Origin of the sequence: Burkholderia anthina (assembly GCF_902498995.1) — a bacterium.
GTDB classification, from domain to species: domain Bacteria; phylum Pseudomonadota; class Gammaproteobacteria; order Burkholderiales; family Burkholderiaceae; genus Burkholderia; species Burkholderia anthina.
This window is the reverse complement of record NZ_CABVLY010000040.1, coordinates 23,890-47,683: the sequence shown is the minus strand read 5'-3', so window position 1 is coordinate 47,683 and position 23,794 is coordinate 23,890. Positions and strand designations below refer to the sequence as shown.

The window sequence follows — 23,794 nt, the reverse complement described above, 5'->3', positions numbered from 1 at the left end:
CCGCGACGCAGAGCGGTGCGAGGAGATGGCGGGACGCGTGCGAAGCAGCCTTCGCGATCGGTCGATGTGCCGCCATAGTCCACCTGGACGAAGCGGAAGAGCCGCACGCCGCGCACCATCGCCGTCGTCATCCATCGATGCCGGAGGCTGCATGAACGCGAGCGCTGTCGAGATCGCGAACCTGCTGTACCGCTACGCGGAGTTGCTCGACGCTGGCGACCTGCCGGGCATGGCGGCACTGTTCCGGCATGCGCGGATCAAGGTCGCGGAAGATGCGCCGACGATCGGCGCGGACAAACTGCTCGAACTGTTCGATGCGCGCGTCAAGCGCCACGCGTGCGGCACGCCACGCACAAAGCACGTGATTACGAATCCGATCATCGAGATCGACGAAGCCGCGCAGCGCGCGACGGCCCGCTCGTACTACACGGTGCTGCAGGCCGCCGACGGCCTGGCGTTGCAACCGATCGCGGCAGGCCGGTATCACGACGCGTTCGAGCGCGTCGACGGCGCGTGGCGCTTCGCGTTCCGCGACTACACGCTGTTCGATTTCGCGGGCGACCTGCGTTACCACCTGAACGATTCGCCGGCCGGCTGACGCGCCGACCGGCGGTTACCGCGCACAACGCGCGCTCAGCCCGCCGCGAGCGTCGCGGCCAGCGCGTCGAATTCCGGCGCCCACGCCGCGCGCCACGCGGCCTTCGTCGCGTCGTCGACCCACGCGCCGTCGATCCCGTTCAGCATGAATTGCTTCAGGTCGGCGACCGTGAAGCCGAAGTGGCTGAACATCAGCTCCCACGCTTCCGACGGATTCACCTTGTGCAGCGTCGGATCGTCGGTGTTCGGATGGATCTTCAGCCCGAGCCCCGGCATCTTGCGCATCGGATGCCGTTCCGCCCATTGCTCCGGCGGCAGCGTGCGCAGGTAGTACGAATTCGTCGGCACGACCGTGAAGACGATCCCGCGCTCCGCGTAGCGCGCGCACAGCTCGGGGTTGTCGACGATCGTATAGCCGTGATCGATACGATCGACGTGCAGCAGGTCGACGGCCGTCTCGACGTTGCGCCACGGCATCCCGAACTCGCCCGCATGCGCGGTCGTGCGGAAGCCGGCCGCGCGCGCGTCGCGATACGCCTTCCAGAACAACTCCGGCGGCCGGTCGTTCTCGCGATAGTCGATCCCGATCCCCGCGACTTCATCCGCGCGATTCGCCTTCATCCATTCGACGATCGCGACCGCTTCGTCCGGGTCCTGCTCGCGATCGATGCTCGGGATCAGGCATGCGCCGATCCCGAAGTCGCGCGCGGCATCGCGAATCGCGGTCACGATCGCGGCCTGCGCGTCCGCATACGGAATGCCCGAAACGCGCACCGTGCCCGTCGGATTCCAGAAGAATTCCGCATGCCGAACGTTGTGTGCGGCCGCATCCTCCAGATACTCGTACGCGATGCGCCGCAGGTCGTCGGGCCGCGTGAGCAAATACTTGTCGAGCGCGCGCAGCACGTGCAGCACGCCGACCGGCTTCTCGCCGCGCGCATAGAACGCGTCGATCTCCGCGCGCTCGATCGGCGCGCCGCTGCGCGCCGCGAGCGCGACGAACGTGTCGTGCCGCACCGCGCCGAGCAGGTGGCAATGCAGCTCCACCTTCGGCAGCGCGTGGAAGAAGGCCCGATGGGCCGGCGTGATCTCGATGCCCGTGCGCGCGGCCGGGACGTTACCTGGTGTTGCCTTCATGTGAGTCTCTTTTGCGGTAGTGCCGATGCGTCGTGAGAGCAGCCCCTCAGTGCGGCTTCACGACGGTCCAGAAGTAATAGCCGAGCGGCAGCGCGAGCACGACGAGCCCCCACGGCACGTCACGCCGGCGGCCCGCCAGCAGCTTGACGAGCACGTAGCACAGCAGCCCGCCGGCGATGCCGGTGCCGAAGCTGTTCGACATCAGCGTGAGCAGCACCATCGACATCACGGGCAGCGCATCGGTGAAGTCGTCGAAATGCGTATGGCGGATCGTCGCGAACATCGACAGCCCGATCAGGATCAGCGCCGGCGCGGTCGCCTCTTTCGGAATCGCGAGCGCGACCGGCACGAACAGCAGCATCGCGGCGAACAGCACGGCCGCCGCCAGCGACGACAACCCGCTGCGCCCGCCGGCTTCGACGCCCGCCGCCGATTCGATCAGCGCCGTCAGCGCGGGAATGCCGAACACGGGGCCGAGCGTCGCGGCGAGCGAATCGACGAGGAACGGCCGGTTGATGTTCGGCAGGTTGCCGTGTTCGTCGAGCAGGTTCGCCTTCGCGCCGACCGCGAGCGCGGTGCCGAGCGTCGAGAAGAATTCCGCCGCGAAGAACGCGAACAGGTACGGCGCGGCCGCGAGCGTCAGCGCACTGCGGATGTCGAGCTTGAACGCGATCGGCGCGATGCTGTGCGGCAGCGACACGAACGATGCCGGCAGATGCGTGACGCCCAGCGGCACGCCGGCCGCGGCGGCACCCAGAATCGCGATCAGGATCGCGCCGGGCACCTTGCGCGCCTGCAGCAGAATAGCGACCGCGAGGCCGATCAGCGCGACGAGCGCGCCCGGCCGCGAGAAATCGCCGAGCGCGAACGCGTTGGTCTTCGCATTCGCGACGACCATCCCCGCATTGCGCAGCCCGAGCATCGTGACGAACAGGCCGATCGACGCGCCGAGCCCGAGCTTGATCTGCACCGGAATCAACCGCATCACGACGCCGCGCGCGCCGAAGATCGTCAGCAGGAAAAACAGCACGCCTGATACGCATGCGATGCCGAGGCCCGTCTGCCAGCCGACGTGTTCGGTCGTCGCGAGCGTCACGCCGATGATCACCGAGCCGCCGATGCCCGGGCCGACCAGGAACGGCAGGTTCGCGTACAGCCCCATCAGCGTCGTGAACAGCACGAACACGATGATCGTCGCGGTGGTTGCCGCGCCGCGGTCCATTCCGCCGGTCGCGAGCAGCGACGGAATCACGACGAGCAGGTACGCCGCCGCGAGGAACGACGTGATCCCCGCGATCGTCTCGGTGCGCACGCTCGTGCCGCGCGCGGCGAGCGCGAAGCGCCGTTCGAGCCAGTTGGCCGGCGTACGCGCCGGCATCGTGTCAGTCGCTGACATGGTGGTTCTCCTGTGATTCCGATTATTGTCCTGTGTCGGTTCGCGCGGCGCGGTCTTATACTGCCGCGTACCGCCTCCCGACCGTACCGTTCCGATGTCGTCCGATCGCTCGTCGCTGCTGCCCGCACTCACGCTGCGGCAAGTCCAGCACTTCGTCGTCCTTGCGCATGCGCGCAGCTTCACGCAAGCCGCGCAGGCGCTGTCGCTCACGCAGCCCGCGCTGACCGCGTCGATCCGCCAGATCGAGTTCCTGCTCGGCGGCCGCCTGTTCGCCCGCTCCGCGCACCGGCTCACGCTGACGACCGCGGGCGTTGCCGTGCTGCCGCTCGCCGAGCGTCTGCTGAACCAGGCGCGCGGCACCTTCGACGACATGACGCGGCTCATCGGCGAACGCATCCAGACCGTGCGCATCGCGTTCATCCCGTCGGTCGCCGGCCGCCTGCTGCCGGCGCTCAACGCGCTGCGCGGCACGCATTCCACACTGCGCTTCACGCTCACCGACTTGCCGAACAGCGCGCTCGTCGAAGCCGTGCGCGACGGCGTCGCGGATCTCGGCATCGGCGTGCGCGAACCCGACGGCGACGACGGCACGCTGCACTACCAGCAGCTGTTCGAAGACGAGATCGTGATCGTCGTGCGACACGACGATCCGCTCGCGAACGCGAAGAGCGTCACGTGGGCGAAGCTCGTCGATCGCGAACTCGCCGTGTTCGTGCGCGGCAGCGTCAGCGAATCGCTGCATCGCACCGGCGGCGCCGAGAAGCTGCGCCTGAACGTCGCGTACCGGATGGAGTACACCGAGCCGCTGTACGCGCTCGCGCGCAACGGCCTTGCCACTGTCGTGCTGCCGAGCCTCTACACGATGCATCTGCACGATCCCGAACTCGTCGCGCTGCGCATCGAGAAGCCGCGCGTCACGCGCGCGATTTCACTGATCTCGCTCGCTGCCGACGATCGCGGCCCGCACGTGCGCACCTGCCGGGAATGGATCGAGAAACACATCTGAGCCGGTTCGCCGTGCAGCGCGTCGCGACGTTCAGGGCAGCTTCGCGATGCGCTCGGCCAGCGTCGCGTAGAAACGGTCCGCGTCGACTTCGTTGATCCACGTCGCGTTCGCCGCGCGGCCGCTGCGGCCGTTCCAGTCGACCACCGTTTCGCCGAGCGTCCACTGCCCGGTCGTCTCGACGACGACGTTCACCTTGCGTCCGTCGAACAGCGTCGGATCGACCAGATAGCCGACCGCCGTCGGGTCGTACATCGGCCCGTCCTCGACGCCACGCCGCTTCTTGTTGTACGCCAGCTCCGCGTCCATGATGTCCGCGACGATCGCGCCGCAGCGGTTGCCGAGCGCGCGGAACGGCGCGACGCGCGCCGGCGTGATCGGCGCCTTCACCGCGACGTCGCGCGGCAGCACGACGATCGGCACGCCGCTCGCGAACACGACTTCGGCCGCTTGCGGATCGACGTAGATGTTGAACTCGGCGGCGGGCGTGATGTTGCCGCGCTCGAAGAACGCGCCGCCCATCAGCACGATTTCGCGCAACGCGCCGCGGATCTGCGGCGCTTCGACCAGCGCGGTCGCGATGTTGGTCAACGGGCCGAGCGCGCACAGCGTCACGCTGTTCGGCGCGGCATGGCTCAGCGTATCGACGAGGTACGACACCGCATGACCGGCCGCAAGGGGCGCGCGCGGTTCGTGCAGCTCGACGCCTTCGAGGCCCGTCTTGCCGTGCACGTTCGCGGCCGTCACGAGGTCGCGCACCAGCGGGCGCGGGCATCCCGCATGGACCGGCAGCGTCTTCGTGCGGCCGGCCCAGTCGCGGATGATCCGCGCATTGCGTTCGGTCAGCTCGAGCGGCACGTTGCCGGCCACGGCGGTCAGCGCGCGCACGTCGAGCCGGTCCTGCGCGCCCAGCGCGAACAGGATCGCGATGGCGTCGTCCTGCCCCGGGTCGGTGTCGATGATCACCGTGCGCCGCGCGGCGTCGCCGCCGGCCCCGAACGCGCCGGCTTCGGGCAGCAGCGCCGTGCCGGCCAGCGCGGCGGACAGTTTCAGGAACGTGCGGCGGGATGCAATCGGATGGGTCATGGTCGGGCTCTCAGAAGACATGCCGGACGCCGAGCGTCGCCATCATCTGGCGCGTGCCGGTCGAGCGCGCGTACGCGAAGATCTGCGCATGATCCGCGTCGCCTGCCGCCTGCTGGGCAATCACGGTCAGCGCGACGTCGGTGCGTTTGGACAGGTAGTAATCGGCCTGCAGGTTCACCTGGTGCCATCTCGGCCGCTTGTCGATCACGTCGTACTTGCCGTTCGTGAAGGCATACGCGGCGCCGAGGAAAAGCTGCGGCGTCATCGTGTAGACGATGTTCACGCCGACGTTCTGCAGATGCAGGTGCGAATTGTCGAGGTAATCGTAGCGCACGTCGGTAAACATCGCCGCGAACTGCGCGCGGCCGATCGTGTAGAAACCGCCCGTGCCCGCGATGCGCTGCCGGCTCGCGAACGCCGCCGGCGACGTCGCGCTCTTCGCGAAGATCAGGAGCGGCGACGCATAGTCGTTCGCGATCGCGCCGTCCGGATTCGAGCCGCTGTACGGATGGTTGTACTGCGCATAGACCGCGCTCCAGCGCAGCGGGCCGCGCTCGTAGCCGAGGCCGAAGCTGTATGCGCTGTTGTTCGCGAAGCCCGTCGCGTTGCTGAAGCCGTACAGCGCGGTGAATTTCAGCCCGTAGTACACGGGGCTCACGTACTTCACCGAATTCTGCACGCGGATGTCGTTGTAGCCGTTGTCGTTGTCGCCGATGTTCACGCCGTTGCTCGCGATGATCACCGGCCCGATGTAGTCGTGGATCGCATCGTACTGGCGGCCGAACGTCAGCGACCCGTAGCTGCGGTCGGCGAGGCCGACGTAGGCCAGGCGCCCGAACTCGCGGCCGTTCTGCGCGGCCGTGCCCGTCATCACGTTGAAGCCGTTCTCGAGCTGGAAGATCGCGGACACCCCCTGCCCGAGATCCTCCTTGCCCTTCAACCCCCAGCGCGGGTTCTGGTTCGTGCCGGACAGCGCCTGCCAGGCGTTCTTGCCGCCCTGGTTCGTCGCGTACCCGACGCCTGCCGAGATGAGGCCGTACAGCGTGATGCTGCTTTGCGCGCAGGCATGGGTCGCGAAGGCGCCGAGCATCGCGAGCGGCGCGAGCTTGTGAAGAGTTTTCATGCGGGTCGTGTGGTCGGTGAGAGTCCAGGCGCGGCAGGGTTCCGCGAAACTGGACACGACTATACGAACCCGGATCGGATAATAAAAGTTTGGTTTTCTTATATATCAATAAAACGGATTTATTCTCATCTAGAGGCCTCCCGCGCAGGCGAAGCGGCTGCCGTCAATCCGCCGTGTCGCCGCTCTTCGGCAACTTCGACCACGCGTGGCGTCCCGGCGCTGGCGACCATGCCGGGCGCGTCTTGCGCGCGCTGTCGATCACGACCAGATAGCGGCCGGCGATCGGCGTGATGTCGCGATCGCGCCGCAGCACCCACAGCGACTTGCCGGCCTCGACGCGCGCCTGGTAATCGTCGTCGAGAATCCCGTGCCGGTCGAGGAACATGTTCAGCGACGCCGGAATCCGCACGCAGCCTTTCGAGTGCCGGATCCCGAGCAGCGGCTCGAGACGATCGGGGTCGGTCGCATGCATCTGGAAACGCATCGGCGACTTGCCGCCCTTGCCCCAGCCGCGCTCGCCGTCGACCCAGCCGAAGTCGTAGATGCGCATGTCACGCTTGCCGTAGCCGCGGATGCCGTTGTCGTTCGTCGTGCCTTCCGCGCGGAAGTCCATGTTGTCGGGCGAATGGTCGAACACGCCGAGCGGCGTCAGGAAGTGATCGTACTTGCCCGGCAGCCCCGTGCCGACCGGCGATGCACCGATCAGCAGCCACGCGCTGGACGGCGTTGCGCGGAAGTAGATGAACAGCGCCTGCACGTTCGGTGCACGATCGACCAAGGCGATGTATTCGCCGGCCAGATCACCGAGATTCGCGTCGGCGAGTGCTTGCTGAAGCCGCTCGCCGTACGCGCGCTGTTCGTTCGCGGGCACGTTCAGGCGTCGCGTGACTTCCTGCGTGAAGCGCTTGTGCATGTCCATGGCGCGCGCGGTTGCGTCTTTCGCTTCCTCGGCCGACAGCGGCGGATGCCGGCGCGGCGGTGTCGGTGCGGGCGCCTCGGCTTCGCTCGCGGCCGTGCCGGACGTCGCCGACGCAGGTGCTGCCGCGGACGCTGCCGAGGCCGCCGACGCACCCGATGCCCCGCTCGCCGGCGTTGCATGATGCGCAGCGGAAGCGGGCGATGCGCCGGACGACGCATGTTCGGGCGACGCCGGCGATGCAGTTGATGAGGATGACGTAGCAGTGGGCGACGGTACGTCGGACGCGGCGAACGCAGGCCGATCGACAAGAACGGAAATCGGGAGGGCTGCAGCGAGCCACGTGGCGACTGCGACGGTACGGCAACGCGGCTTGACCAGCCACCGCGTCAGGTCGGAAAGCATCATAAAGATCGAAGCCATCGGCCGATCCGGCCGCCGCGCAAAGGCGAACGGCGCATCTTCCGCGCGAGCCATCGACACGCCGCAGACCTTGCAGATTCCCGGCGCCGACGCCTCTTCGCGGTGGAGCCGTTTCGCGGATGCAACGCGACCGGTCCGATGGCGGCTAATGAGTCGTCAGGGCTTTCATTCTACTCGCGCATGCCGGATTCGGCAGGGCCGAACCCCGCGTTTCGCGGCGGTTTTTGCGCTTGGTCACGCTTTGTTTCAACTCGTTGCCGCGTGCGGCATCGTCGCGTGCCAAGCTCGTTCGCTGGCCTTTGCCGCGGCCGTGAAAGCGCGTGCCTGCGTGCCGCCCCGCATGCGGCACGCGCGATGCAATCGTCGCCTACTTCGAAATGGCTTCGAGTGCGATGCCTTTGGTCCGCGGTCCCATCAAGCCGATCGCGGCCATCACGATCACCATCGCGCCGGCGATGAACGCGAACACGCCGAACGTGCCGAAGCCTTTCAGCACGCCCGCGATCACGAACGACGAGAAGATCGCCGAGAAGCGGCTCCACGAGTAGACGAAACCCACCGCGCGCGCGCGGATCGACGTCGGGAACAGTTCGGCCTGGTATGCGTGGAAGCTGTACGACATGATGTTGCTCGCGAGCGTGAGGCCGATGCCGAGCACGATCAGGAACGCGCCCACCGTCGTCTGGCTGAACAGCAGCCCGCAGACGACGATCGCCGCCGCCATCGCGACGATCACCGACTTGCGCTCGAAGCGGTCGGCGATCACGAGGCCGATCAGCGGGCCGAGCGGCGCCGCGAGCGCGATCACGCTCGAATACATCAGGCTCGACGTGATCGTGATGCCCTGCTTGATCAGCAGCGTCGGCACCCAGTTCGCGAAGCCGTAGAAGCCGACTGTCTGGAACACGTTGAAGATCGTCATCATGATCGTGCGGTTGCGATACGGCTGCACCCACATGTCGCGGAAGCTGCCGCGCGGCGGCACCGGCTCGGCCGGCGCGGGCGGCGGCAACGGGCGGCCGTATTCGGCTTCGACCTTCGCCTCCAGCGCGCGCATCACGCGGTCGGCTTCGTCGACACGGCCTTGCTGCGCGAGCCAGCGCGGGCTCTCCGGCAGCTCGCGGCGAATCCACCACACGAACAGCGCGCCGTGCGCGCCGATCAGCACGACCCAGCGCCAGCCGTCGAGGCCGAGCGGCGCGTGCGGTACGAGCAGGTAAGCGAGGAACGCGACCACCGGCACCGCGACGAAGCCGACCGCCTGCTCGCACGCGAACGCACGGCCGCGAATCTGCTTCGGCACGAGTTCGGAGATGTACGTGCCGATCGTCACCATCTCGACGCCGAGGCCGAGGCCGACGACGAAGCGCCAGAAGTTCAGTCCGCCTGCCGTGTCCTGGAACGCCATCACGATGTTGGCGGCCGTGTACCACAGCAGCGACCACGTGAAGATCGCGCGGCGGCCGAAGCGGTCCGCGAGGAAACCGCATCCGATCGTGCCGATGAAGAGGCCGGCGAACAGCGCGGCGATGAAGCTCGCGACGCCCGTCGTGCCGAACAGGCCGTGCGTCGTCGCGGACAGGATTCCGCTTTTCACGAGGCCCGGCGCGACGTAGCCGCTGTACAGCAGATCGTAGAGTTCGAAGAAGAAGCCGAGGCTCAGCAGCACGACGAGCTTCCAGACGCTGCGAGTGGGCGGCAGGCGATCGAGGCGGGCTGAAATCGAGCCGGCGTCGATGGGGGAGGACAAGGCGGCGGCCTGTGAAAAGCTGTCCGTTGAAGCCATCTTGGTCGAGTCTCCTGATCGTGTCGTATGTTGTTGTCCGGCGGCCTGCGGGCCGCCGTCGGGCGAATCGCTGCATTGTACCGGCACGCCGCGCGAGCCGCGTCACGTGGCGAACCGGTTCGGACACCCCGGTTTCGCGCCGGATAATGTGTAAATTGCGTAACCTTCTGTCGGTTCTGTAAGCCTCGCCGGCATCGCGATCGCCGTCGCAGCTTGGCAACCGATGCCGGCGCGGGCCCGTCGATACGGGCGCTCGGCGCCCTCGCACGGCGCCGCGGGCCGCATGGCGCGCGACACGCCCTGCGCACAAACGTCGTCATTGCCGCCGCCACACCCCGGTAACATGCTACCGGGCCAACTCCCGGCTTCCTGACGCCTTTCGGCGCCCGGAATCGTCGGCAAAACGTAAGCATTCCATGTCCATACAACGACTATCCATCTACGCACGCCGGATCGCGCTGTTCGCGCTGCTGCAGTTCGCAGCGATCGCGACCGCGTCGGCGTTTCCGGCGGCCGCGTCCGCGCCGGGCGCGAGCGGCGTCGGCGCGCCCGTGCCGGCCATTTCGCTGAACGATGCCATTGCGCAGCTCAAGCAGATGCAGGTCCAGCAGGACCGCATCAAGCAGCAGACGTCGAACGCGACCAACAGCAAGGAGCTCGACGGGCTCGACGATGCGGCGCAGGAACTGAGCGCCGACGTCGACAAGCTGCAGAGCGAGCTCGCGCCGCAGCGCACGCAGATCCAGGCGCAGCTCGACGTGCTCGGCCCGCCGCCGGCCCCGGGCGCGTCGCCCGAAACGCCCTCGGTCGCGCAACAGCGGGCGACGCTGAATGCGCGCAAGGCGCAGATCGACGCCGCGCTGAAACAGGCCGCCGACCAGAAGACCAACCTCGCGAACCTGAACGACCAGTTCGCAAAGCTGCACCGCAGCCTGCTGCGCAACCAGCTCGCGTTCCGTTCGGGCAGCATCTTCGGCGCGCAGTTCTGGCTGCCGCTGTTTCATCTGTCGGCTGACGACGTCCATCGGCTCGAGGATTTCAACGACGAACTGCGCGACATGCTGCACTCGTCGTGGATGCCCGGACAGCGTGCGATCACCACGCTGCTGATGATCGCCGCGCTCGCCGTCTGGGTCGGCGGCCGCCGCCTCGTCGAACGCGGGCTCGCGTGGGTCTGCCTGAACCGCCTGCCGCCCACGCGGCTGCGCCGCAGCGCACTCGCGCTGTCGACGGCGTTCTCGACGCTGTTCGCGACCGCCGTCGCCGTCCAGATTCTCTATCTCGCGCTCGCCCGGCACTACGAGCTCACGCCGTCGATGAGCGATCTGTGGGATCAGTTCGCGAAGCTGGCGGTGACCTGCGCGCTGATCGCCGGGCTCGGCCGCGCGCTGCTCTGCACGAAGCACCCGTCGTGGCGGCTGCCGGCGCTCGCCGACCCGGTCGCGCTCGCGATGAAGCCGTTCCCCGGCGTGCTGGCCGCACTGTTGCTGATGTCCGGCACGCTCGAATCGATCAACCGGATCGTCGACACCAGTCTGTCCGTCACGCTGTTCGGCCGCGGAATCGTGTCGCTCGTCGTCGCACTGACCGTCGGCGCATCGCTGCTGCGCGCGAACCGCGTGCGCAGCGCGCTCGCGCAAGCCGGCGAAGCGCCCGAGCAGCGCTCGACGCTCGCGGGGCTGATCCATGCCGGCGTCACGCTGGCGATTATCGTGTCGCTGGGCGCGCTCGTGATCGGCTACATCACGGTCGCGCGCTTCATCACGTACGAGCTCGTGTGGTTCGAGATCGTGCTGTGCAGCGTCTACATCCTCACGCAACTGACGCGCGACGCCAGCGAGAGCCTGTTCTCCGCGAGCCTGTCGACCGGCAAGCAGATCAAGCACCTGTTCGCGCTCGACGACCGGCATCTCGAGCAAGCGCACACCATCGCGTCCGGCTTCGGCACGAGCCTGTTGATGCTGGTCGCGGCCGTCGCGCTGCTGACGGGCGGGTTCGGCACGACGCCGAGCGACCTGCTCGACAGCGTGGTCTCGATGATCGGCGGGCAGCGGCTGCAGAGCCTGAACATCATGCCCGACCGGATCATGAACGCGGGCATCGGGTTCGCGATCGGCTTCTACCTGCTGCGCTCGGTGCGTCGCTGGCTCGACAGCGAGTTCATGCCGGCGCTCGGCATGGACGCGGGCATGCGCGTGTCGCTGATCACGCTGTTCACCAACGTGGGCTACGTGCTGCTCGTGCTGATGACGCTCGGGCTGCTCGGCGTCAAATGGAGCAACCTCGCGTGGATCGTCAGCGCGCTGTCGGTCGGTATCGGCTTCGGCCTGCAGGAGATCGTGAAGAACTTCGTGTCGGGGCTGATCCTGCTGACCGAGCGGCCGGTGAAGGTCGGCGACATGGTCAGCATCTCGGGCGTCGAAGGCGACATCCGCCGCATCAACGTGCGCGCGACCGAGATCCAGCTGAGCGACCGCTCGACCGTGATCGTGCCGAACTCGCAGCTGATCTCGCAGAACGTGCGCAACGTGACGATGGGCAACAGCACGCAGGGTGTCGCGACGCTGATGCTGACGTTCCCGCTGAACACCGACCCCGAGCAAGTGCGCGACCTGCTGCTCGACGCGTATCGCGAACACCCGGCGATTCTCGACAAGCCGGCGCCGTCGGTCACGTTCAGCCAGCTGACGCCGGACGGCATTACGCTCAGCGTGACGGGATATGTGGCGAGCCCGCGGATCGCGAGTTCGACGAAGAGCGATCTGCTGTTCGAGATCCTGAAGCAGTTGCGCGCGGCACAGATCACGTTGTCGACGCCGCAGATGCTCGTTGTGCAGAACATGCCGGCGAACGAGGGTGCCATGCGACATGAGCCATGAGTGAGTAATCAGGCGCGTGCGCGCCGATCGATCGTCGCGGCAGACGTGTCGCCAAAAACGACGAGGGCCGGTCACCGCTTCCGCGGTAACCGGCCCGTTTCGACTTCAAGCGGCGCTACGCGCGCCGCCTCCCATCACACGTCGAACTTCACACCCTGCGCCAGCGGCAACTGACGGCTGTAGTTGATCGTATTCGTCGCACGGCGCATATACGCCTTCCATGCATCCGAACCCGACTCGCGACCCCCGCCCGTTTCCTTCTCGCCGCCGAACGCGCCGCCGATCTCCGCGCCGCTCGTGCCGATGTTCACGTTGACGATCCCGCAATCGCTGCCCGCCGCCGACATGAACTGCTCGGCCTCGCGCATGTCGTTCGTGAAGATCGCCGACGACAGACCTTGCGGCACGGCGTTGTGCACGTCGATCGCGTCTTCGAAGTCGTCGTAGATCATCACGTACAGGATCGGCGCGAACGTCTCGCGCTCGACCACCGACGATTGCTTCGGCATCCGCACGATTGCCGGACGCACGTAGTACGCATCTGCGTGACCGATATCGACGCGCTCGCCGCCCTTCACCTCGCCGCCCTGCTCGCGCGCATCGGCCAGTGCCTTCTGCATCGCGTCGAACGACGCACGGTCGACCAGCGGGCCGACGAGCGTGCCTTCCTCGAGCGGGCTGCCGACCTTCACCGACGCATAGGCCTTCTCGATGCGCGGCAGCAGTTGATCGGCAATGCTGCGATGGACGATCAGGCGGCGCAGCGTCGTGCAGCGCTGGCCGGCCGTGCCGACCGCCGCGAACGTGACGGCGCGCACCACGAGGTCGAGATCGGCGCTCGGCGCGACGATCATCCCGTTGTTGCCGCCGAGCTCGAGGATGCCGCGCGCGAGACGCTGGCTCAGCACCTTCGCGACTTCCGTGCCCATCCGCACGCTGCCGGTCGCGCTGACGACCGGCACCTTCTTCGACGACGTCAGCACTTCACCGACGTCACGCATGCCGATCACCAGCTGGCTCAACTCCGCCGGCGCGACGCCCGGATGCGTCTTCCCGAATTCGCGGATCGCCTTCTGGAGCAGCACGTGGCATGCGATCGCGGTAAGCGGCGTTTTCTCCGACGGCTTCCACACGACCGAATCGCCGCAGACGAACGCGAGCGCCGCATTCCACGCCCACACCGCGACCGGGAAGTTGAACGCCGAGATCACGCCGCACACGCCGATCGGGTGCCACGTTTCCATCATCCGGTGGCCCGGGCGCTCGGACGCGATCGTCAGGCCGTAAAGCTGACGCGACAGACCGACCGCGAAATCGCAGATGTCGATCATTTCCTGCACTTCGCCGAGCCCTTCCGACGTGATCTTGCCGGCTTCGAGCGTGACGAGGCGGCCCAGCTCGGCCTTGTGCTCGCGCAGCACGTTGCCGAACACGCGCACCAGCTCGCCGCGCACCGGCGCCGGCACCGTGCGCCACTTGAGGAATGCGTCGTGTGCGGCGTCGATCTTGCGCTCGGCGTCGGCGGGCGAATCGACCGCCAGCGTCGCGAGCGTCGCGCCGTCGAGCGGCGAACGCGCGGTCAGCGCATTGCCTTTCCACTGGGCGAGATCGATATCGAGCGCGGCAAGAATGTCGTTGAATTGCATCACTTCCTCTTCAGGGACAGATTGATCGGTGCGGCGGCGACGCCGCCCGCGTGATTCGATTGGAGCGCGTTCGCGCGCCCTGTGCAAGCGGATGCGCTGCTCGGCAGGCCCGGTGCGCCGCGTGGCGCATCGCGCTGCGCCGCCGCCGGAAACCCGGCCGGACGGCGCGCCCCCACCTCGCGAGGCACGATCCATGAGACACATTGTCGGCGGCCACAAGTCGGGCCGCTATTGATATTAACTCACGACTTCATTCCCAAAACGCAACACCCGGGCAGGACACACCGGGCCGTTTCAGCCCGCATATGGGACGCGTCCAAAGCCAGTGACCGGGCCATCCGGACGCGTCTCGGCACGCCGCGACTTGATGACAAAGTTGCATCACCCTGTGCGGAAATATCGTTTGCAGCCCATCCGGCGGGCACACACAATCGGGGCGACGTCGAGGTGCGCCGCACCCGGCGCATCGACGGCCGCCGACGGCGGCCGGACGACAGACGAAGACGACGCGCGTCGCGGGCCGGTTGCACCGGATCATTCCCGCGAAGCCCCGCCGCCCGGCGGCGGCCGGCGACGCGTCGCGCTTCGCAGCCAAAAGACAATCCCGGAGACAGCGCTCAGCACCCGCCATGCATTCAGATGCCCGCCCCGATTCGCCCCGCCCGTCCGGCTCGCCGCCCGCGAAGCCGTCCCTCCACCGCAGCCTGCAGGCACGCCATCTGCGCATGATCGCGATCGGCGGCTCGATCGGCACGGGCCTGTTCGTCGCGTCCGGCGCGTCGATCTCGCAGGCCGGCCCCGGCGGCGCGATGGTCGCATACATGATGATCGGCCTGATGGTGTATTTCCTGATGACGAGCCTCGGCGAAATGGCCGCGTTCATGCCGGTATCCGGCTCGTTCGCGACCTACGGCTCGAAGTTCGTCGACGAAGGCTTCGGCTTCGCGCTCGGCTGGAACTACTGGTACAGCTGGGCCGTAACGCTCGCGGTGGAACTCGTCGCCGCGCAGCTCGTGATGAACTACTGGTTCCCGCACGTACCGGGCGTCTGGTGGAGCGCGATCTTCCTCACGCTGATCTTCGCGCTCAACGCGCTGTCGGTGCGCGGCTTCGGCGAGGCCGAATACTGGTTCGCACTGATCAAGGTGCTGACGGTGCTCGCGTTCGTCGGCATCGGCCTGCTGATGATCTTCGGGATCATGCAGGGCGGCCCGAGCGCCGGCTGGGGCAACTTCACGATCGGCGACGCGCCGTTCGCGGGCGGCCTGCCGGCGATGATGGGCGTCGCGATGATCGCGGGCTTCTCGTTCCAGGGCACCGAAATGATCGGCGTCGCGGCCGGCGAATCGGAAAATCCGCGCACCACGATCCCGCGCGCGGTCAGCCAGATCTTCTGGCGCATCCTGCTGTTCTACGTGTTCGCGATCTTCGTGATCGGCGTGCTGATTCCGTACACCGACCCGAGCCTGCTGAAGAGCGACGTGACCGACATCGGCGTGAGCCCGTTCACGCTCGTGTTCCGCCACGCGGGCCTCGCGTTCGCGGCCGGCGTGATGAACGCGGTGATCCTGACGGCCGTGCTGTCGGCCGGCAACTCGGGCATGTACGCGTCGACGCGGATGCTCTACAACCTCGCGGTCGAAGGCCGCGCGCCGAAACTGTTCGCCAAACTGTCGCCGGGCGGCGTGCCGCGCAATGCGCTGTACGCGACGACGGCGATCGGCGGGCTGTGCTTCCTCACGTCGCTGTACGGCGACAAGACGGTGTACCTGTGGCTGCTGAACACGTCGGGCATGGCCGGCTTCATCACATGGCTCGGCATCGCGGTCAGCCATTACCGGTTCCGCAAGGGTTTCCTGAAGCAGGGCTACCGGCTCGACCAGTTGCCGTACCGGTCGAAGTGGTTCCCGTTCGGCCCGCTGTTCGCGTTCGCGCTGTGCGCGATCGTCGCGCTCGGCCAGGATTACCAGGCGTTCCTCGCCGACAGGATCGACTGGGCCGGCATCGCCGCGACCTACATCGGCCTGCCGTTCTTCCTCGTGATCTGGCTCGGCTACGCGCTGGTGCGCAAATGCCGCCTCGTCCGCTACGAGGACATGGAGATCGCGCCGTGGATCGAGCGCAACGCGATGCCCGACGCCGCGGAGAAGGCCGACGCCGGTTATCCGGCCTACGTCGCCCGCCCCGTCAACCCGACGCCGGGCGCATAACGCCCGGTAACGCGCCGGCCGCCGCCCGACCGCGACGGCCGGCGCACTGAAAACCCCATTCGACGCGGCGCGCGCGTTCAGGCAAGATCGACGCGCGCCGTCCGTTTTCCGCCGTTACGAGTCACCGAAACCGCATGCAGAATTTCTACGAAGCCACCGTTACCCGCCAGCCCTACCCGCAATTGACCGGCACGATCGACACGCAGGTCTGCATCGTCGGCGGCGGCCTCGCCGGCCTGTGCACGGCGCTCGGTCTCGTCGAGCGCGGCGTGACGGACGTCGTCGTGCTCGACAGCGAGCGGGTCGGCTTCGGCGCATCGGGCCGCAATGGCGGCTTCGTGTTCGGCGGCTACAGCCTCGACAACGCGGATCTGCTGCGCACGCTCGGCCGCGACGAAGGGCGTCGCCTGTACCGGCTCACCGTCGACGCGGTCGACCTGATCCGCACGCGCATCGCGCGCTACGGGATCGATTGCGACATCGTCGACGAGGGCGTGATGCTCGCGAACTGGTTCGACGATCCGTCGCGGCTCGACGGCGTGCGCACGCTGATGAAGCAGGAATTCAACGTCGACTGGGAACCGGTCGCAACCGACGCGCTGCGCGCGCGGCTCAAGACGCAGCGCTACTACGGCGGGCTGTTCGAGCCGAACGCGTTCCACTTCCACCCGCTCAAGTACGTGCTCGGCGTCGCGGCGGCCGCCTCGCGCGGCGGCGCACGCGTGTACGAACGTTCGGCCGCGCTCGGCATCGCCCGCGAAGGCGCCGGCTACGTCGTGCGCACGGCGCAGGGCACGGTGCGCGCGAAGGACGTCGTGTTCGCCGGCGGCGGCTATGCGCGCGGCGTGTCGCCGCGCATCGAACGCGCGGTGCTGCCGATCGCGACCTACGTGATCGCGACCGAACCGCTCGGCACGCGGCTGCCGGACGCGATCGACGCACCGTACGCGATCTACGACACGCGCTTCGCATTCGACTACTACCGTCCGCTGAAGGACACGCGGATCCTGTGGGGCGGCCGGATCTCGGTACTCGACCGCGGCCCCGACGCGATCGCGCGCCTGCTGCGCCGCGACCTGCTGCGCGTGTATCCGCAGCTCGACGGCGTGAAGGTCGACTACGCGTGGGGCGGGCTGATGAGCTACGCGCGGCACAAGATGCCGCAGATCGGCCGCGATGCGGACGGCGTGTGGCACGCGATCGCGTTCGGCGGCCACGGGATGGCGCCGACCACCGTCGCCGGCGAAGCGCTCGCCGCCGCGCTGGCCGGCGAGCAGCCCGTGCCGGAAGGCTTCGCCGCGTTCGGGCTCACGCGCACGTTCGGGCTCGCGGGCCTCGCCGCCGCGCAACTCACGTACACCGCGTACCAGGCCCGCGACGCGCTCGCGTCGTGCCGGCGCTGACCGGCGGCGACGGTCGACACCGCGCGGCCGATTAGAGCGGGAGGTCGGCCGGGCGGGGATTTCCCGCATGCTAGAATGGTTTCTCCATGCCGCCGCGAACCCACAACAAAGTCACATGAAAGCTGGAAGCAAGGCCGCCACGTCCGAAAGCCGCGCGCTTGCGTCCGACACGCGGCGCAAATACGATCCCGAGCAAACCAAGCGCAACATCCTCGACGTCGCCACGCAGGAATTTTCCGCGATGGGCCTCGCCGGTGCGCGCGTCGACGCGATCGCCGAGCGCACGAACACGACGAAGCGGATGCTCTACTACTACTTCGAAAGCAAGGAAGGCCTGTACGAGGCCGTGCTGGAGAAGGTGTACGGCGACATCCGCGCGCTCGAGCAGGAACTGCACGTCGGCGACATGGAGCCGCGCGAAGGCATGCGCAGGCTCGTCGAATTCACGTTCGACTATCACGACAAGCATCGCGACTTCGTCCGCCTCGTGTCGATCGAGAACATCCACGGCGCGAAGTATCTCGAACAGCTGAAGTCATTCAAGAACCGCAACGTCAGCATCATCAAGACGCTCGAGGAACTGCTCGAGCGCGGCGCGGCGAGCGGCGCGTTCCGCAAGGACATCGACGCGTTCGACCTGCACCTGCTGATCAGCTCGTTCTGCTTCCACCGCGTGTCGAACCGCTATACGTTCGGCGCCGCATTCGGCCGCGATCCGTCGGCGCCGCGTCTGCGTGCGCGGCATCGCGAGACGATCGCCGACTCCGTGCTGCGCTACGTCGCCGCGTAGCCCTCTCCCCGAAACACGCCGGCGAGTCGCGCACTCGCGCCTCGAACGAGGCCGCGACGCATGCATCCGGCATGAGCCGGACGCATGCGCGCATTCGAACGCGTGCGCCGCGCGTCAGTCCGTCGGCGCCGTCGCCGCCAGCGCGATCCGCGCCTTCTCTTCCGGGCTGCCCGCCACGTAGTACTTCTTCGCCCAGCTCGAATCCGGCGCGAGCGAGAGCTGCCGCTGCGTGCCCGCGCCGTGCTGCTTCGTCTCGATCGACAGCGCCCGCGCACGATAGTGCTCGTAGAGCCGCAGGAATTCCGCGAGATAGATCGCCGCGATGCGTGTATCGCGAATCTCGAGCAGGTTCTCGTCGTTGTACTGCTCGGAGTTGCGGCTCATGTTCGCCGAGCCCGTATAGACGATCGGGTTCGCGCCTTCCGCATCGATCACGATGAACTTGTGATGGATCACGACCGGCGGGTATGCAGGCGCCGGTTCGCCCGGAAAGAGGCGCAGCTCCGGCTCGAAGCCCTTCGGCACCGTCGCCGGTGAAAAATACGCGGCATCGATCACGTCGCGATGGTCGCGCTGGCGGTGGTACAGCTCGAGGTTCGCGAGCGTCGCCGCATCGAGCGACTGACCATCGTGTTGCGCGGCATCGGCCTTCGTCGCGCTGCCGACGTTGATGCGGTTCACCAGCCCGAACATCATCAGGCCGCGGTCGCCGGCCGCAAAGCAGGCATCGCGCAACGCCGCATCGGTCGGCATGAACAGGCAGAACGACACCGAGTGCTTCGCGGCCGCGATCGCGGCGACGATCGTATCGATCTCGGTGCGCTGCCCCGCCGGCTCCGGCGAAAACGCAACGCGCACCCGCGCGCTGCCCACCGTCATCGGCGCCGACCAGCCCTGCGACAGCCGCGCCGTCTCCGCGATCGGCGGATTCGCGGCGAGCGCATGCGCCCGATCGTTGTACAGCGCGGCCAGCTCGGGCGAATCGAACGCGTGCAGCACGTTCGCCTGCTCCGTCAGCCCTTCGGTCGTGAAGTTCGCGGAACCGGTCAGCACGCGCGCGGGCGCCGCGTCCGGCGGCGTGTCCGTCACGATGAACTTGTCGTGCATGATGTGCGTCCGGTCGCGCGGCGCCAGCGTCGCGAGCCCCTGCAGCGCATCGACGGCCGGCTGGTTCGGCGACGGCAGCGGCGGCTTGCCCTTGCGCGCGGTGGTGTGCGCGTCGTAGACGATCGCAAGCGACGCTTCGCCATGCTGACGGCCGAACGCTTCGAACGCGGGCAGCGCCCACAGCGTGTCGGTCAGGTGATAGACGGCCGACGCCGCGCGCGACGCCGGGTCGAGCACCTGCGCGAACACCTGCTCCATGTCGTTCGCGAGCCACGTGCGCAGCTTCAGCGCCTGGGCGGCACTCGGCGCCGCATTCGGTTCGAGGCCCAGCGCCGCGACCTGTTTCGCGAACGCCTGCGAGCTGACCACCGCGCGGTTGAACCAGGTGCCGATGCCGTCCTCGACGTGCGCGGGCAGCACGACGTCGCACACGCCCGCCTGCGCATCGAGCACCCGCAGGTCCGCCGGCGTGCCGACGACCGGATAGACGTCATAGCGGAACGCCGCGCCGCGATCCTGCGGATCGATGCGCGCATCCCACCACATGAATTTCTGGATCGGCGCCTGATCGGTCGGCGCATCGCCCTGCGTATCGGCGGCCGGGCCGTCGAACGTCAGCCGGTTCGGCAGCCAGCTGTTCGGCGCCCGCGTCTTGCCGTCGGCCGACCAGAAGCCCGGCGTGCGCCGGATCGCAAAGCCGAGGAAATCGGTGCGCGACGCCGCATCGGGCCAGTCGAAGGCCAGCAGCACGAGGGTCGGGGAAAGATAGCTGCGTACGCTGACGGTCATTCGTTGCTCCTGCCGGGCCGGCCGGTCGAGATGAATGGGTCAGTGTCGACGGTGCTTCTTCCCCTGCGATGACCGTTCGATGAACCTTGTATGTCAGCGCCGCGTCAGTCGGTCAGTCGCACACGAGCAGCTCGATGCCGCGGGCGGTCAGCGCGCGGCGCACGGCCTTGTCCGGCATGCGCTCGGTGACCAGATAGCGTGCGGCCGACGTGCCGTTGATCCGCACCGGCGTCACGCGGCCGAACTTCGAATGGTCGGCGACGATGATCGCCATGCCGGCCGCCGCGATCATCCGGCTGCGCACTTCGGCGGCGAGCCGCGAATAGTCGGTGCAGTCGCCGTCGGTCGTGATGCCGCCCGCGCCGACGAATGCGAAGTCGACATGGTATTGCGCGAGCTGCTGGATCGTATCGAGCCCGAACGTGGCGTCTTCGTCGTCGGACAGTTCGCCGCCGAGCAGCGTCACGCGATTGCCGTTGCGCCGCGCGAGCACGAACGCGGTGCGCCAGTCGTTCGTGTAGATCGACAACCGGTGACGATCGGCCAGCGCGAGCGCGACCGCATGCGGCGTGCTGCCCGAGTCGATCAGCACCGAGGCGTCGTCGGGCACGAATTCGGCCGCGCGCCGCCCGATCGTGCGCTTCGCTTCGGCGTTCGCCGCTTCGCGCTCGGACAGGCTCGGCTCGCGGCGGTCCGCCGCCAGCGCGCCGCCGTGCGTCATCACGAGCAGGCCGCGCGCCGCGAGCGCATTCAGGTCGCGCCGTACCGTCTCGCGCGACACGTCGAGCGAACGCACGAGTTCGGCGACCGACAGCGCGCCCGACCGTCCAAGCTCCGACAGGATGTATTGATGACGTTGTTCCGCCAGCATCGCAATGCGCCCGGGGCGACTGGTAATGGGTAAGCCGACCATTGTATTACGGCCGTTTGACCGTCATTTGACGACGGCGCGACGCGCGAGCGCGCCGCGAAAGTGAAATTCTGTATTGCCTGAGGTGCGCGAATCGGTGCGGCATGCGATTGCTACACTCTGCGTTTCGCCGAACGGCAGACCATCAAGGAACTCACGCCATGTATCGCAAAGGCAGTGTGCTCGAAATCCAGTTTTCGCCCGAACGACTCAACGACGGCGCCGGCGATCCGTACTGGATCGACCTGACGCTCGACGAGGCGCGCCGGCTGTACGAACAGCTCGCCGCGCGCTTCGCGACCGATGCGCGCGCGAACCAGCCGCTCGACACGTTCTCCCTCGACTGATCTCCCCTTCGTTTCGCGCGCGCGTGCGCGCGCTTCCGTTGCGGCCGGTTCACCCGGCCCCGGCCCTGGTCCCGGCCGTTCGATAACGAACGGCCCGCGTACCGCCACGCCGCGCGCCGACGCGTCTGCGGCCGCCGCCCGCAGCAGATGCAGCCCTCGACGATCGCCTTCGCCGCCGCTCCGCACGACGCGGCGCGGCGTGCAAGCGAGTGCAGAATTCGACAAGACGGCAACCTCGCTTCGCCCGATACTGACCGACTTCACGATTCGTCCGGCCGCGTCGCGGCCCGCCCTGCATGCTTACCTCGCTCGTCGCCGCGGCCTTCGTCGCGCTGTGGTCCACCGGCTTCATCGTCGCGCGGGCCATCAAGCCCTATGCCGATCCGAACCTGTTCCTGCTCGCGCGCTTCGCGGGCACGGCCGTGCTGTTCGGCGCGGTGGCGTTCGTCGCGCGTGCGCCGTGGCCGGGCCGCCGCGAATGGCCGCGTCACCTGATCGCGGGCGCGCTGCTGCAGGGCATCTATCTCGGCGCCAGCTACTGGGCCGTCGCGCAAGGGCTGAACGCCGGCGTGATGGCGCTGCTCGGCGCGCTGCAGCCGCTCGCCACCGCCGTGCTCGCGGTGCCGCTGTTCAACGAGCGTCTGCCCGCGCGCGGCTGGCTCGGGATGGCGCTCGGGCTCGCCGGCGTCGCGCTCGTGCTCGCGCCGAAGGTCGCGGGCGGCGTCGCGCCGCCGCCGGGCACGGCGCCGGCGTGGTTCGTCGTGGTCGTATCGGTGCTGTCGGTCGGCTCGATCACCGCGGGCTCGCTGTACCAGAAGGGCAAGCTCGCACAGAACGACCTGCGCACGGCCGTCGCCGTGCAGAACCTCGGCGCGGCGATCGTCGCGGCGCTTTTCGTCGTGCTGCTGCACGAAACGCGCTGGATCGGCGCGCCCGCGCTGTGGATATCGCTCGTATGGGGCATCGTGTTCCTGTCCGGCGGCGCGGTCACGATGCTGATGTGGATGCTGCGCCGCGGCAACGCGGCACGCGCGACGTCGTTGCTGTTTCTCGCGCCGCCGCTCGCCGCGCTGCAGGGTTACCTGCTGTTCGGCGAAACGCTCGCGGCCATTCAGCTCGCCGGCTTCGCGCTCGCGCTGGTGGGCGTCGTGCTCGCACGGCGCTGACGCGGGCGCAAGCACCCGCCGCATCGGCCGCGCATGCCTCGGAACGACGCATCCGGACGCCCGCTCCGGTGCGCCCGGTCGCGGGCTGCACCATCACGATGCATCGCGTCTCGCCGATGCAACGCGCGGCGGCCGGATCGCACGCCCGGCGCGGCGCCGGGCCACGATTGCGCTTATGATGGGCGCCTTGCATTTCGTTCCGGAACTCCCTTCATGACATCCGCCGATTACGCCAGCCGCCAACGCGCGATCATTGCCGAACTGAACGTCGCCCCGCACTTCGACGTCGATGCCGAGATCGCCCGGCGCGTCGATTTCCTCGCGCAGTACCTCCGTTCGACCGGCCTGCGGACCTACGTGCTCGGCATCAGCGGCGGCGTCGATTCGTCGACGGCCGGGCGGCTCGCGCAGTTGTCGGTCGAGCGGCTGCGCGCCGACGGGTACGACGCGCGCTTCATCGCGATGCGTTTGCCGAACGGCGTGCAGAACGACGAAGCCGATGCGCAGCGCGCGCTCGACTTCGTGCGCGCGGACGAAGCACTGACGGTTGACGTGAAGCCCGCCGCCGACGCGATGCTCGCGTCGCTGGCCGCGTCCGGCCACGCATTCGAAACGCCGGCACAGCAGGACTTCGTGCACGGCAACATCAAGGCGCGCGAGCGCATGATCGCGCAATACGCGGTCGCCGGCGCGCGGCGCGGCATCGTGATCGGCACCGACCACGCGGCCGAATCGCTGATGGGTTTCTTCACGAAATTCGGCGACGGCGGCGCGGACATTCTGCCGCTCGCCGGCCTGAACAAGCGCCGCGTGCGTGCGCTCGCCCGCGCGCTCGGCGGCGAGGAATCGATCGTGATGAAGGTGCCGACGGCCGACCTCGAGGAACTGCGCCCGCTGCGCCCCGACGAGCACGCATACGGCGTGACCTACGACGAGATCGACGATTTCCTCGAAGGCAAGCCCGTCAGCGACCGCGTCTACGAAACGGTGCTGCGTTTCCACGAAGGCTCGCGCCACAAGCGCGCGCTGCCGTACACGCCGTTCGACTGGCCGGCCGCGCAACCCGGCCACCGCGGCTGA

At 68.0% G+C, this 23,794-nt stretch carries 18 protein-coding genes; 9 read left to right on the top strand and 9 right to left on the bottom strand.

Features of this window, described 5'->3' with window-relative positions; genetic code table 11:
* The first annotated feature begins 151 nt into the window (after positions 1-151).
* Positions 152-598 (top strand): nuclear transport factor 2 family protein, encoded by a 447-nt coding sequence (locus BME24068_RS32895; protein ID WP_096507746.1) that lies wholly within the window; start codon positions 152-154, stop codon positions 596-598.
* Positions 599-633: 35 nt separating this feature from the next.
* Here the strand turns inward: BME24068_RS32895 and add are convergent, their stop codons facing one another.
* A complete protein-coding gene (gene add, locus BME24068_RS32890; protein WP_174928574.1) occupies positions 634-1,734 on the bottom strand; it encodes an adenosine deaminase in 1,101 nt (366 codons plus the stop codon).
* A gap of 46 nt (positions 1,735-1,780) precedes the next feature.
* Positions 1,781-3,130 (bottom strand): NCS2 family permease, encoded by a 1,350-nt coding sequence (locus tag BME24068_RS32885; protein ID WP_174928573.1) that lies wholly within the window; start codon positions 3,128-3,130, stop codon positions 1,781-1,783.
* 94 nt (positions 3,131-3,224) lie between these two features.
* On the opposite strand from BME24068_RS32885, the gene BME24068_RS32880 reads away from it, so the two are divergent.
* The gene (locus tag BME24068_RS32880; RefSeq protein ID WP_096507749.1) at positions 3,225-4,136 is read left to right on the top strand and encodes a LysR family transcriptional regulator; all 912 of its coding nucleotides are present in this window, start codon (positions 3,225-3,227) and stop codon (positions 4,134-4,136) included.
* Between the two features lie 30 nt (positions 4,137-4,166).
* Here BME24068_RS32880 and BME24068_RS32875 read toward each other — a convergent pair whose 3' ends face one another.
* From BME24068_RS32875 to BME24068_RS32860, 4 genes are all read right to left on the bottom strand, one after another.
* Positions 4,167-5,219, bottom strand: coding sequence for a nucleoside hydrolase (locus BME24068_RS32875; RefSeq protein WP_096507750.1), 1,053 nt, complete (start codon positions 5,217-5,219; stop codon positions 4,167-4,169).
* 10 nt (positions 5,220-5,229) lie between these two features.
* The gene (locus tag BME24068_RS32870; RefSeq protein ID WP_174928572.1) at positions 5,230-6,342 is read right to left on the bottom strand and encodes a porin; all 1,113 of its coding nucleotides are present in this window, start codon (positions 6,340-6,342) and stop codon (positions 5,230-5,232) included.
* Positions 6,343-6,505: 163 nt separating this feature from the next.
* Positions 6,506-7,261: a hypothetical protein gene (locus BME24068_RS35200; RefSeq protein ID WP_239008091.1), complete on the bottom strand. Its 756-nt coding sequence runs from the start codon at positions 7,259-7,261 to the stop codon at positions 6,506-6,508.
* Positions 7,262-8,048: 787 nt separating this feature from the next.
* Positions 8,049-9,467 (bottom strand): MFS transporter, encoded by a 1,419-nt coding sequence (locus tag BME24068_RS32860; protein WP_096507752.1) that lies wholly within the window; start codon positions 9,465-9,467, stop codon positions 8,049-8,051.
* Positions 9,468-9,883: 416 nt separating this feature from the next.
* On the opposite strand from BME24068_RS32860, the gene BME24068_RS32855 reads away from it, so the two are divergent.
* A complete protein-coding gene (locus tag BME24068_RS32855; RefSeq protein WP_174928570.1) occupies positions 9,884-12,346 on the top strand; it encodes a DUF3772 domain-containing protein in 2,463 nt (820 codons plus the stop codon).
* A gap of 134 nt (positions 12,347-12,480) precedes the next feature.
* Here the strand turns inward: BME24068_RS32855 and amaB are convergent, their stop codons facing one another.
* Entirely contained in the window at positions 12,481-13,992 is a 1,512-nt protein-coding gene (amaB, locus tag BME24068_RS32850) for an L-piperidine-6-carboxylate dehydrogenase (protein ID WP_174928569.1), read from the bottom strand.
* Positions 13,993-14,621: 629 nt separating this feature from the next.
* Here amaB and BME24068_RS32845 point away from each other — a divergent pair.
* From BME24068_RS32845 to BME24068_RS32835, 3 genes are all read left to right on the top strand, one after another.
* Positions 14,622-16,202, top strand: coding sequence for an amino acid permease (locus BME24068_RS32845; protein ID WP_174928568.1), 1,581 nt, complete (start codon positions 14,622-14,624; stop codon positions 16,200-16,202).
* Positions 16,203-16,336: 134 nt separating this feature from the next.
* Complete coding sequence (locus tag BME24068_RS32840) at positions 16,337-17,605, top strand: NAD(P)/FAD-dependent oxidoreductase (RefSeq protein ID WP_174928567.1); 1,269 nt, start codon at positions 16,337-16,339, stop codon at positions 17,603-17,605.
* 115 nt (positions 17,606-17,720) lie between these two features.
* Positions 17,721-18,395, top strand: coding sequence for a TetR/AcrR family transcriptional regulator (locus BME24068_RS32835; protein WP_096507757.1), 675 nt, complete (start codon positions 17,721-17,723; stop codon positions 18,393-18,395).
* 114 nt (positions 18,396-18,509) lie between these two features.
* On the opposite strand, the gene BME24068_RS32830 is transcribed toward BME24068_RS32835, so the two are convergent.
* On the bottom strand, positions 18,510-20,291 hold the full coding sequence (locus BME24068_RS32830; RefSeq protein ID WP_174928566.1) for a phospholipase D-like domain-containing protein: 1,782 nt from the start codon (positions 20,289-20,291) through the stop codon (positions 18,510-18,512).
* Between the two features lie 112 nt (positions 20,292-20,403).
* The gene (locus tag BME24068_RS32825; RefSeq protein ID WP_096507759.1) at positions 20,404-21,162 is read right to left on the bottom strand and encodes a DeoR/GlpR family DNA-binding transcription regulator; all 759 of its coding nucleotides are present in this window, start codon (positions 21,160-21,162) and stop codon (positions 20,404-20,406) included.
* A 200-nt stretch (positions 21,163-21,362) separates the two neighbouring features.
* On the opposite strand from BME24068_RS32825, the gene BME24068_RS32820 reads away from it, so the two are divergent.
* The 3 genes from BME24068_RS32820 to nadE all read left to right on the top strand — a co-directional run bounded on the left by BME24068_RS32820 (position 21,363) and on the right by nadE (position 23,794).
* Positions 21,363-21,548 (top strand): hypothetical protein, encoded by a 186-nt coding sequence (locus BME24068_RS32820; protein WP_006752380.1) that lies wholly within the window; start codon positions 21,363-21,365, stop codon positions 21,546-21,548.
* Between the two features lie 296 nt (positions 21,549-21,844).
* Entirely contained in the window at positions 21,845-22,714 is an 870-nt protein-coding gene (locus BME24068_RS32815; protein WP_174928565.1) for a DMT family transporter, read from the top strand.
* 213 nt (positions 22,715-22,927) lie between these two features.
* The gene (nadE, locus tag BME24068_RS32810; protein WP_174928564.1) at positions 22,928-23,794 is read left to right on the top strand and encodes an ammonia-dependent NAD(+) synthetase; all 867 of its coding nucleotides are present in this window, start codon (positions 22,928-22,930) and stop codon (positions 23,792-23,794) included.

What these genes read in the sequence shown, in the direction of transcription:
- BME24068_RS32895 (WP_096507746.1), top strand. Translation starts at nt 152, where the DNA reads ATGAACGCGAGCGCTGTCGAGATCGCGAACCTGCTGTACCGCTACGCG.
- add (WP_174928574.1), bottom strand. Translation starts at nt 1,734, where the DNA reads ATGAAGGCAACACCAGGTAACGTCCCGGCCGCGCGCACGGGCATCGAG.
- BME24068_RS32885 (WP_174928573.1), bottom strand. Translation starts at nt 3,130, where the DNA reads ATGTCAGCGACTGACACGATGCCGGCGCGTACGCCGGCCAACTGGCTC.
- BME24068_RS32880 (WP_096507749.1), top strand. Translation starts at nt 3,225, where the DNA reads ATGTCGTCCGATCGCTCGTCGCTGCTGCCCGCACTCACGCTGCGGCAA.
- BME24068_RS32875 (WP_096507750.1), bottom strand. Translation starts at nt 5,219, where the DNA reads ATGACCCATCCGATTGCATCCCGCCGCACGTTCCTGAAACTGTCCGCC.
- BME24068_RS32870 (WP_174928572.1), bottom strand. Translation starts at nt 6,342, where the DNA reads ATGAAAACTCTTCACAAGCTCGCGCCGCTCGCGATGCTCGGCGCCTTC.
- BME24068_RS35200 (WP_239008091.1), bottom strand. Translation starts at nt 7,261, where the DNA reads ATGGACATGCACAAGCGCTTCACGCAGGAAGTCACGCGACGCCTGAAC.
- BME24068_RS32860 (WP_096507752.1), bottom strand. Translation starts at nt 9,467, where the DNA reads ATGGCTTCAACGGACAGCTTTTCACAGGCCGCCGCCTTGTCCTCCCCC.
- BME24068_RS32855 (WP_174928570.1), top strand. Translation starts at nt 9,884, where the DNA reads ATGTCCATACAACGACTATCCATCTACGCACGCCGGATCGCGCTGTTC.
- amaB (WP_174928569.1), bottom strand. Translation starts at nt 13,992, where the DNA reads ATGCAATTCAACGACATTCTTGCCGCGCTCGATATCGATCTCGCCCAG.
- BME24068_RS32845 (WP_174928568.1), top strand. Translation starts at nt 14,622, where the DNA reads ATGCATTCAGATGCCCGCCCCGATTCGCCCCGCCCGTCCGGCTCGCCG.
- BME24068_RS32840 (WP_174928567.1), top strand. Translation starts at nt 16,337, where the DNA reads ATGCAGAATTTCTACGAAGCCACCGTTACCCGCCAGCCCTACCCGCAA.
- BME24068_RS32835 (WP_096507757.1), top strand. Translation starts at nt 17,721, where the DNA reads ATGAAAGCTGGAAGCAAGGCCGCCACGTCCGAAAGCCGCGCGCTTGCG.
- BME24068_RS32830 (WP_174928566.1), bottom strand. Translation starts at nt 20,291, where the DNA reads ATGACCGTCAGCGTACGCAGCTATCTTTCCCCGACCCTCGTGCTGCTG.
- BME24068_RS32825 (WP_096507759.1), bottom strand. Translation starts at nt 21,162, where the DNA reads ATGCTGGCGGAACAACGTCATCAATACATCCTGTCGGAGCTTGGACGG.
- BME24068_RS32820 (WP_006752380.1), top strand. Translation starts at nt 21,363, where the DNA reads ATGTATCGCAAAGGCAGTGTGCTCGAAATCCAGTTTTCGCCCGAACGA.
- BME24068_RS32815 (WP_174928565.1), top strand. Translation starts at nt 21,845, where the DNA reads ATGCTTACCTCGCTCGTCGCCGCGGCCTTCGTCGCGCTGTGGTCCACC.
- nadE (WP_174928564.1), top strand. Translation starts at nt 22,928, where the DNA reads ATGACATCCGCCGATTACGCCAGCCGCCAACGCGCGATCATTGCCGAA.